At 51.4% G+C, this 8,814-nt stretch carries 9 protein-coding genes and 2 pseudogenes; 1 reads left to right on the top strand and 10 read right to left on the bottom strand.

The window, feature by feature from the left end; translation table 11 throughout:
* The 4 genes from CXF87_RS10935 to CXF87_RS10920 all read right to left on the bottom strand — a co-directional run.
* Positions 1 to 462: hypothetical protein (locus tag CXF87_RS10935; protein ID WP_157826505.1), on the bottom strand; the 462-nt coding region annotated here is incomplete at its 3' end.
* Between the two features lie 12 nt (positions 463 to 474).
* Positions 475 to 900, bottom strand: a complete 426-nt coding sequence (locus tag CXF87_RS10930; protein WP_083024944.1) for a hypothetical protein — start codon at positions 898 to 900, stop codon at positions 475 to 477.
* An 11-nt stretch (positions 901 to 911) separates the two neighbouring features.
* Positions 912 to 1,160, bottom strand: a complete 249-nt coding sequence (locus CXF87_RS10925; protein WP_083024942.1) for a helix-turn-helix domain-containing protein — start codon at positions 1,158 to 1,160, stop codon at positions 912 to 914.
* An 84-nt stretch (positions 1,161 to 1,244) separates the two neighbouring features.
* Positions 1,245 to 1,538 (bottom strand): hypothetical protein, encoded by a 294-nt coding sequence (locus CXF87_RS10920; protein WP_008958461.1) that lies wholly within the window; start codon positions 1,536 to 1,538, stop codon positions 1,245 to 1,247.
* Positions 1,539 to 1,982: 444 nt separating this feature from the next.
* Here CXF87_RS10920 and CXF87_RS10915 point away from each other — a divergent pair.
* A pseudogene (locus CXF87_RS10915) lies at positions 1,983 to 3,132 on the top strand (IS3 family transposase).
* Positions 3,133 to 3,173: 41 nt separating this feature from the next.
* On the opposite strand, the gene CXF87_RS10910 reads toward CXF87_RS10915, so the two are convergent.
* The 6 genes and pseudogenes from CXF87_RS10910 to CXF87_RS22000 form a co-directional block, all read right to left on the bottom strand.
* On the bottom strand, positions 3,174 to 5,486 hold the full coding sequence (locus CXF87_RS10910) for a heavy metal translocating P-type ATPase (RefSeq protein ID WP_008958466.1): 2,313 nt from the start codon (positions 5,484 to 5,486) through the stop codon (positions 3,174 to 3,176).
* On the bottom strand, positions 5,479 to 5,937 hold the full coding sequence (locus CXF87_RS10905) for an ATPase (protein ID WP_101146658.1): 459 nt from the start codon (positions 5,935 to 5,937) through the stop codon (positions 5,479 to 5,481). The genes CXF87_RS10910 and CXF87_RS10905 overlap by 8 nt, the downstream gene beginning before the upstream one ends.
* A 27-nt stretch (positions 5,938 to 5,964) precedes the next feature.
* Positions 5,965 to 7,302, bottom strand: a complete 1,338-nt coding sequence (locus CXF87_RS10900; protein WP_008958468.1) for an APC family permease — start codon at positions 7,300 to 7,302, stop codon at positions 5,965 to 5,967.
* Between the two features lie 220 nt (positions 7,303 to 7,522).
* On the bottom strand, positions 7,523 to 7,867 hold the full coding sequence (locus CXF87_RS10895) for a hypothetical protein (RefSeq protein ID WP_022522184.1): 345 nt from the start codon (positions 7,865 to 7,867) through the stop codon (positions 7,523 to 7,525).
* A gap of 40 nt (positions 7,868 to 7,907) precedes the next feature.
* Positions 7,908 to 8,084, bottom strand: coding sequence for a DUF2933 domain-containing protein (locus CXF87_RS10890; RefSeq protein ID WP_008958470.1), 177 nt, complete (start codon positions 8,082 to 8,084; stop codon positions 7,908 to 7,910).
* Between the two features lie 428 nt (positions 8,085 to 8,512).
* Positions 8,513 to 8,814, bottom strand: a pseudogene (locus tag CXF87_RS22000) (hypothetical protein); the annotation flags it as partial.

Here is an 8,814-nt window from a genome sequence, read left to right as displayed (position 1 = left end):
ATCCACCCAATAGCCGTTCATGCCATTGGACTGAAAATCTAGTCCTGCAATTTTCGAGAGATAAATCCTCGAGCCTTCCACTCCACTCTTCTGCAGGTCTGCCAGTGAGATCGGGAGATTATCTTTTTTCTTCAACCTTTTGCAAAGCATGACCATTTGCTTTTCAAGGAAAGAATATAAGGAAACTACGGTGGACCTTCTGAATGTCCCAACGAATACGTTTTCTATTTGCGAAACATCATCAGAAAGAAATTCCATTATCTCCTGATATTCATACTCATCTCGACCGAAGTTTTCACGCGGCAAATCATAGGAATTGATAAGCGCTTGTTTATCACTATGGAATTTGCTGTCCAGCTCATCAGTGTATTTACGAAAATCCTCTAATCTATCGATACAAGCATTGATGACAAGAGCTTGCATCGCGCTTTTCGATAAACCATTTCTCAAGCTGTTGGGCATAAGGAACCTCTATCAGTTTTCATTTGGCCATCCCGCTATCCCCCGCCAAGGGCGGATCGAGGTGATTGAATACACAGAGCGCTCATCCTGGCCCTGAAATGTGTCGACACGCTCTACCTCGTCATCTACTGCCAAGGGCCTGCCCTTGAAGTCGATAATAGTTGCTGTCGGATCATCGTTACCCCACTCAGCCTGAAACCATCGATGTTCCCCTGTCATGTCTATTAGCACGAAAGGGTAGAGTGTCAGCCGCTCTTTCTCGTCTGCGCGCTCTTTAGCATAGCCATACATCTCGTCTGACCACAGTCGGCCATCCTGGCCAATGAGCGCCACCAAACGCATAACGCTTTTACGATCGGCCGTGTATTCGAGGTCAATCTGTACTGGTTGGTTACTTGTAACTATCGTCTCTTCCGGGCTCGTATCATTCAGTGCCATTTCTATCGGTCTCAGCCTTTCGTCTTGGGAATCTTTATCCCGTCCAGCTTGTAGTGCTCGCCTAGCTCAATAGCGCGGCGCACCGATTCCAATACCGGCTTGCGAACTGCGCGGTAGCGGGTAGAGTCAGGCGAGGCGAACCAACCCTTCACCGTCTCCACGCTATACCCAGTCAGGGTGGCCACATGATTCTGGTTCAAGCCATGCCGCTCCATAAGCTGACGGAGAGCTTCATTCGTCGGTTTCTCGGAAGTGCTCATTAATATCTCTCTATATATCGCTACTGGTGCCTACCAGCAACGTTCGTTCATATATGGCGCCTTACAGCGCATCTAAGGTGGAGACTACGCTTCAAGGCCCCAGCAGCGCCTAGCGCGATCCCTGGCTCTCTCCTGTGTGTGCGCTTCAGGAAGAGCAGGGGAGCTGTCCTGGTTGAAGTGCGCCAACAAGTCGCCAAACAGCGTGGAGTCTCGTAGGTCGAGGTCGATGCCTACCAGCCCATCGACTGCTTGGTGAATCTCCATGACAGACCAAGGCTCCAGCTGAGCTATGCACTCATTGTCGCGAATAAGACGCTGGATCTCAGGATGCTCCTTGATCGTCTCGATCTGCACGGTTGATGCCCTGAGGTTCGCCATGTGGCCTCCAATTTAATAGGTACTGCTGATAGTTTAATGTGCAATGCACACGACTGCAATGTTTGTAAGTCTTCTGTAATAACAATCAATACCCCATGCAGTCTCGCTTTTAAGGCTGTTTATTGCTCGCTCAGGCTGATTAACAGAAGCTATAAAAGTGTGCGTTTAGCTTGAAAAAGTGTGCATTGCACATTATTATAAAGGTCATCAGCTACACGACCTTGAGACATACCATGAACCTAGCGATCAACCTCGACACCGACACCGCTATGCCGGCTTCATTCGAGCCTGCTTCTACCTCTCTGCCCGAGCGCGTTCGCCAGGCCATCGATCTCCTGAAAACTATTATTACCGAGCAACCTACCTCGCTTGTGCTCGCCTATGAATCGCCCCGGGTTCCGTAGACACCTCCAGGCCTTATACTGAAGGCAGTTAGGAGGACTCATGAGCCGTCAACGATATACCGAAGAATTCAAGATCGAAGCCGTCAAGCAAGTCACAGAACGGGGCCATCCCGTCGCCGAGGTCGCAGCTCGGTTGGGCGTGTCCGGCCATAGTTTGTACCAGTGGCTCAAGCGCTATACCAAGCCTGCAGAACAACGCCAGCAGGACGATGACCTTCAAGCTGAGAATCGGCGATTAAAGGCGGAGCTGAAACGTGTATCAGAAGAGCGAGATATACTAAAAAAGGCCACCGCGTACTTCGCCAGGGAGTCCGACTGAGGTACGCGTTCATTCAGGACCATGCGAATCAGTATCCGGTGCGCCGGTTGTGTAGCATGATGGACGTGCACCCCAGCGGTTATTATGCCTGGTGCCGTAACGCCATGTCTGACCGGGCACGAGACGACCAGCGCCTACTGGGGCTGATCAAGCACGCCTGGCTTGAGAGTGGCGGTGTATACGGTTATCGCAAGATTCACCAGGACCTGCGAGAGATCGGTGAAGTCTGTGGCAAGCATCGAGTGGCCCGTCTGATGCGTGAGGAAGGACTACGTTCACAAACCGGTTATCGGCGACGGCCGGGCCGCTATGGCGGCAAGCCAGCGGTAGTATCACCTAACCACCTGAATCGTCAGTTTGACGTAACGGCACCCAACGTTGCATGGGTCACCGACATCACTTACATCCGCACTTACGAGGGCTGGCTCTACTTGTCGGTGGTGATCGACCTGTTCTCTCGGCAGGTGGTGGGATGGTCAATGAAGCCTCGCATGACGACAGATCTGGCACTGGATGCCTTGCTGTCCGCCGTCTGGCGGAGGAAGCCCCAAAAGCCCGTCATGATTCATTCGGATAGGGTAGTCAGTTCAGCAGCTCGGATTGGCAAAGTTTTTTGAAGGCCAATCATCTGGAGGGCAGCATGAGCCGCCGGGGCAACTGTCACGACAATGCTGTTGCTGAAAGCTTCTTCCAGCTCCTCAAGCGAGAGCGAATCAAGCAGCGTATCTATCCAACCCGAGAGGCTGCTAAAAGCGATGTGTTCGATTACATTGAAATGTTCTACAACCCAAGACGCCGCCACGGCACGAGTGATGACGTGTCACCCGTTGAGTACGAACGGCGGTATTTCCAGAGCCTGACGGGTGTCTAGAAGACCCGGGGCGATTCAGATTTATCTTCGAGTAGATATTGTTACTTAATAGCAATCATCCTAAGTCGTAAAGCATTGCCAATCACGCTCACTGAAGAGAGTGACATCGCCGCCGCCGCGATAATCGGTGATAACAGCATACCTGTGAAGGGGTACAAAATCCCTGCGGCAATGGGGATGCCTGCCGCGTTGTAAGCAAAGGCAAAAAAGAGATTTTGGCGAATATTACGCATGGTGGCTTTTGAGAGCTTATGCGCCGTGGCAATACCGGTAAGATCTCCTCGCAGTAGAGTAACCCCAGCGCTTTCTATCGCCACATCGGTGCCGGTTCCCATGGCAATGCCGACATCCGCTGTAGCCAGCGCAGGTGCATCGTTCACGCCGTCGCCGGCCATGACAACAATGCGCCCTTCATCACGGAGACGCTGAATCACTCGGCCTTTATCCTCTGGAAGCACTTCAGCTTCGACCTCATCAATGCCTAGCCGACGTGCCACAGCGTTGGCGGAGGTGCGATTATCGCCTGTCAGCATCACCACTCGAATGCCGTCAGCCTGGAGTGAACGAATGGCTTCTTCGGTGGTTTCCTTGACCGGATCGGCAATGGCGAGCAGCCCAGCTAAATTCCCGTCGATGCTCGCAAAGATGACAGTAGCACCGTCGCTGCGCAATTGATCGGCATGTGTGTCTTGAGACTGGGTGTTAACGCCCTCGCTTTCCATCAATAGCCGGTTGCCCAGGGCAATACGCTTGCCATCTATCTGGCCTATAACGCCCATGCCATTGGGAGCCTCGAAGTCCAACGCTTCTGTTAATTTTACCTCTGCCTCTTTAGCCTTTTCGACTATTGCATGGGCCAAGGGGTGCTCGCTGCCTCGCTCAAGACTAGCTGCCAAGCGCAAAAGCTCCGATTCAGCAATGCCTTCAGTGAGAATCAACTCGGTCACTCGTGGTTTGCCTTCGGTAAGCGTGCCGGTTTTGTCGACGACGACGGTGTCGACCTTCTCTAGACGTTCAAGAGCTTCGGCATCGCGAATCAACACGCCTAACTGGGCACCGCGCCCTACACCGACCATAATTGACATGGGGGTAGCAAGACCTAGCGCGCACGGGCAGGCAATGATCAGAACACTAACCGCCGCAATAAGGCCAAACGCCATCGGCGGGGTAGGGCCCCACAATGACCAGGCGATGAAAGCCACAACAGCAATGAGAATAACGACGGGTACAAAGATGCTGGCGACTTTGTCGGCAAGCCCTTGAATGGGTGCGCGGCTGCGCTGGGCGCTGGCGACCATTTGCACAATCTGCGACAGCATCGTGTCCTGGCCCACCTTGTCAGCGCGCATGACAAAGGATCCTTGACCATTGATGCTGCCGCCAATGACGCCATCGCCGACTTCCTTTTTCACCGCTAGTGGTTCACCGGTAACCATGGATTCGTCAACGTTGGAGCGACCTTCCATCACTTCGCCATCTAATGGCACCTTATCGCCGGGGCGCACCCGGAGACGATCCCCTACCTGAACCTGGTCAAGAGAGATATCTTCCTCATTGCCCTGATCATCAAGGCGTCGAGCGGTAGCAGGCGCCAAGTCGAGCAGAGCACGAATAGCGCCAGAGGTTTTTTCACGAGCGCGTAGCTCTAATACTTGTCCCAGTAAAACTAAAACGACAATCACTGCCGCTGCTTCGAAATAAACGGCCACCGAACCATCGGCTTGACGGAAGGCGTCGGGAAAGATGCCCGGTGTGAGGGTGGCCAGCAAACTGTAGAGCAACGCGGTGCCGGTACCGATCGCGATTAGCGTGAACATATTAAGGCTGCGATGCACTAGCGAACGCCATCCGCGTACAAAGAATGGCCAACCTGCCCAGACGACTACCGGCGTTGCCAGCAGCAGTTGAATCCAGTTAGAGGTTTGCTGGGAAATAAAATGCATAAGGCCAAACACGTGGCCACCCATTTCTAGGGCAAACACGGGGAGGGTCAGTACTAGGCCGATCCAGAAACGCCTGGTCATGTCCTTGAGTTCGTCCGAAGGGCCGGTGTCAGCAGAGACGGTCTCAGGTTCCAGCGCCATGCCACAGATTGGACAGTCGCCTGGGCCTTCTCGTCGAACTTCTGGGTGCATCGGGCAAGTATAAATAGACCCCGAGGGTACTGACGCTTGTGACTGTTTGCTTGGCTCAAGATACGCATCAGGCTTGGCAATAAACTTTTCCTGACACTTTTCTGAGCAGAAGTACCAAGTCTTACCCGCGTGATCGGCACGGTGGCGGGAGGTATGGGGATCAACGTCCATGCCACAAACAGGGTCTTTCACCTTTGTCTCGTTATGGTCTTCAGACATCGTTCATTCTCCCCGTTTGGCGAACAAGGCGCATGGCTTCGTGCTCTTCAAGTGCTAAAAGGGAATCTAAGAGCTCTTTAGCCTCAGGAATTTCCGCTTTGCCAACGAGGGTTCGATAAAGGTTTATCGTTTGTTCATGGAAATCAAAAACCTCTCGGCAAATGTCGTCAACACTTAGCGTGGAATAGGGCGCATCGCAGGTACGATGCGTACGGATAGGTTTATGCTCCAAATTGTCATAAACGTAGGTTTTTAATGCTTTCGCGTCAGCAGTCTGTTCAAAGCGCGCCACAACGCGCTGCATTTCCGCTTCCTGTGCAGCTAAGTAATTGAGCAACATGCGAGCGCGCTCTTCTTCGTGTATATCGGCGCAATGAGCAAGGCAAGCTGCAAGATGCTCGTGTAACTGACGGGTCCAATCGATCAATTCACCAAAGGTTCTAACGTCCATTTGGTACCTCCTATAACGCTATTAACGTTAATGAGTGTGAGAGTGCTCGCTATCGTTTGAAGCGTCGCGTTTGGATAGGAAAATCCATTCGCCGAGTAAAAGAGTAGCCATTACTACGCCAGCAACGATGAGCACCATGGGGTCCGAGATGGCTTTTACCCATAAAAAGCCGATTAACACGACAGCATCTAGTAGTATGGCAATGCTAGGAATAACAGGATTAGCCCCCACTCTGTCCTTGAGATGACGAAGCACACCCCAGTGGATGGCCATATCCATGATCAGGTAGAAAATGATGCCTAATGCTGCGATGCGGCTCAGGTCAAAAAAAGCGGTGAGCACTAAGCCAAATACGATGGTGTACACCAGTGTATGCTTTTGTACACTGCCGGGCATGTGGAAATGGCGGTGAGGAACCAGCTTCATTTCTGTCAGCATGGCGAGCATGCGTGAAACGGCAAAGACGCTGGCGATGATACCGCCCGCCGTTGCCAACATGGCGAGAATGACGGTAAACGCAACTGCCGCTTCACCCAGTGCGGGACGGGCAGCGGCGGCCAGGGAGTAGTCTTGGGTTTCGATAATTTCAGGCAAAGATAGGTTGCTGGCAACGGCAAAACCGACAAGGGCATAGATCACCACGCATAGCGCAATCGAGATCGTGATAGCTTTGCCAAGATTCCGCTTAGGATCTTTAAGCTCCGAACCACTATTGGTAATCGTCGTGAAGCCTTTAAATGCCAGTATGCCGAGCGCCGTAGCACCTAAAAAGCCCGTTATCGTAGGCGTAGGTGCATCGTTGCCAGCACCCATTTCGATGGAGTCGGCAATAAACACGCCGACAATACCAAACACTATAATGCCACCTATTTTGATAAATCCGAGCACCGAGGCGACGGTCTCGATCAAGCGGTTGGCGGATAAATTGATCAAAAAGGCTATTAGCAGTAAACCAACCCCGAGTAGGGGCACAAATAGTGAACGATCCCCCAGGTCAAACAACTCAAGCGTGTAGGAACCAAACGTTCTCGCCAAAAAACTCTGTGCGATCACCATGGAAAAATACATCAGGAGGGCATGAAAGGCGGTGGGAAGCGTCGGGCCATACGCTTTCTGTAAATACATGCCAATCCCACCTGCTGATGGGAAGGTATTGGACATTTTAACGTAAGAATAAGCGCTGAAAGAGACAATGACGGCAGCGGCCAGAAAGGCTAGAGGAAATAGCCGACCAGTCATTTCGGCCATTTGGCCGGTTAGCGCAAAAATACCGGCCCCAATCATCACGCCGGTGCCTAATGCAACGGCACCGACCAACGAAAGACTGTTTTCTTTATATTGTGGCGTTCTATCCTGCCCAACCATGAAAGCGACTCCTTGTATTAACGGCAACCACAGCAGCAATAACTGCCGAGGACTCCTGTGCGGTGTTTTTTGATGCTATATAAATTAAATATAGAACCTATGTGCAGCCACATGGCAAATGACTAACGGAAGGTCTGATTTTGCGAGGCCACAGGCAAGCAGCTCTTACCCTAAACTAGCTAGTCTTGCTCCTGGTTGTGTCATGTAGCCGTTATGACTATTAATGACAGCTCCAAGGTTCCTGTTTAGCGTTGTCTTTAACGTTCTGATCGACGAAACGGTAATACTCCTTCTTAAAGCGGTTCCACCGATCAGCGCTGACCTGTATGTCATGGAGCTTGAGAATTTTTTCAACGTCATCGATGCAGAGCCTCAGCGCATCGTAAGCAAGGCTGATATTTCGGTTTTTCTCGTTGTAGACCACCTTATCCATTCCATAGAGTCGGTCGATATCTGACAGCGCTTCTTCAATGCGTTTGGATTTACTAGGCTTGATTTTTAAATTCCGAGTCACCAGTGTGTTTTTGGAAACACCCAAGCGGTGCTCTTGTTGTGTCGTTTTCATGGTCTTTCTCCCAGGCGCGTACATGTATATATAGAGTGGTTCAGTCCTTGTCTATTTTGTCCTTATGACCGCCGTGGTGTTTATGCATGAAAATATGCATCAGTGGGCATGCTGCCAAAAAGAGGAAAGGTAAGAACTGAAATAGGTGGAGACGGTGCTCGGTTCCAATCAGGTATCCCGCCCAAATGACAAACCCAGCAAGTGGCACCCACAACATCAGCAAACGACTACTTGTACTGTTACTCATAATCACCTCAGTAACTCGCCCAAAGAGCCAACAGCAGTTAAGGCCGTTGGTTTGGGAAAAATCAAATAAATAACCCCAATAACAGCATGGATGATTTGTCTGAACGCAACCTGAACAGCATCGGAGGGAAATATGATCCTGATCAAGCGCCTCGCAAAAAGTAGGCGATAATTACCCAAGCGGTATCCATAGCCTCATTCCCATCATCATTAGGTTTTCGGTGAGCGATACAAAGCTTAATGGGTATTACTGTTGCCGACACAGGCGCACTTGAGCTCACGTTTATCGAGGTATATCGCTTTAAAGACAGAACCTGTCACACGGTGCCAACGAATAGCGCCAGTGGCGCAGCCAGCCAGATAAGCGTATCGGCCAGCAATTAGTAGCTTCGGAAGTATCTAGGCGTGAAGGTAAACGTAACTGAAGGGGACTTGGCGCTGGGCGTGCAGGTCATAGTTGAGAAACATGGCGCTAAAGCTCGCTACGCCCTGCAGCTTTTGCAGACCCGGGGGTATGATCGCTGTGGCTACGGCATACTCTAGCACGCGTGCAGTGAATATTATGCACTGAACCTCCCAACTGGCAGAAAAATCGATGAGTAACGCAGTGGCAAAAATTGCCAGCACAGGGCGATAGGTGGTCGCATTAGGGTCTGAAATGAATCCATCATCCCTATCATGGATTGCAGATGCCAGAGTTG

Source organism: Halomonas sp. MES3-P3E, assembly GCF_002836035.1.
Lineage (GTDB): Bacteria > Pseudomonadota > Gammaproteobacteria > Pseudomonadales > Halomonadaceae > Vreelandella > Vreelandella arctica.
This window is presented reverse-complemented; position numbering and strand designations above follow the sequence as displayed.

What these genes read in the sequence shown, in the direction of transcription:
- CXF87_RS10910 (WP_008958466.1), bottom strand. Translation starts at nt 5,486, where the DNA reads ATGTCTGAAGACCATAACGAGACAAAGGTGAAAGACCCTGTTTGTGGC.
- CXF87_RS10895 (WP_022522184.1), bottom strand. Translation starts at nt 7,867, where the DNA reads ATGAAAACGACACAACAAGAGCACCGCTTGGGTGTTTCCAAAAACACA.
- CXF87_RS10890 (WP_008958470.1), bottom strand. Translation starts at nt 8,084, where the DNA reads ATGTTGTGGGTGCCACTTGCTGGGTTTGTCATTTGGGCGGGATACCTG.
- CXF87_RS10920 (WP_008958461.1), bottom strand. Translation starts at nt 1,538, where the DNA reads ATGGCGAACCTCAGGGCATCAACCGTGCAGATCGAGACGATCAAGGAG.
- CXF87_RS10925 (WP_083024942.1), bottom strand. Translation starts at nt 1,160, where the DNA reads ATGAGCACTTCCGAGAAACCGACGAATGAAGCTCTCCGTCAGCTTATG.
- CXF87_RS10930 (WP_083024944.1), bottom strand. Translation starts at nt 900, where the DNA reads ATGGCACTGAATGATACGAGCCCGGAAGAGACGATAGTTACAAGTAAC.
- CXF87_RS10905 (WP_101146658.1), bottom strand. Translation starts at nt 5,937, where the DNA reads ATGGACGTTAGAACCTTTGGTGAATTGATCGATTGGACCCGTCAGTTA.
- CXF87_RS10900 (WP_008958468.1), bottom strand. Translation starts at nt 7,302, where the DNA reads ATGGTTGGGCAGGATAGAACGCCACAATATAAAGAAAACAGTCTTTCG.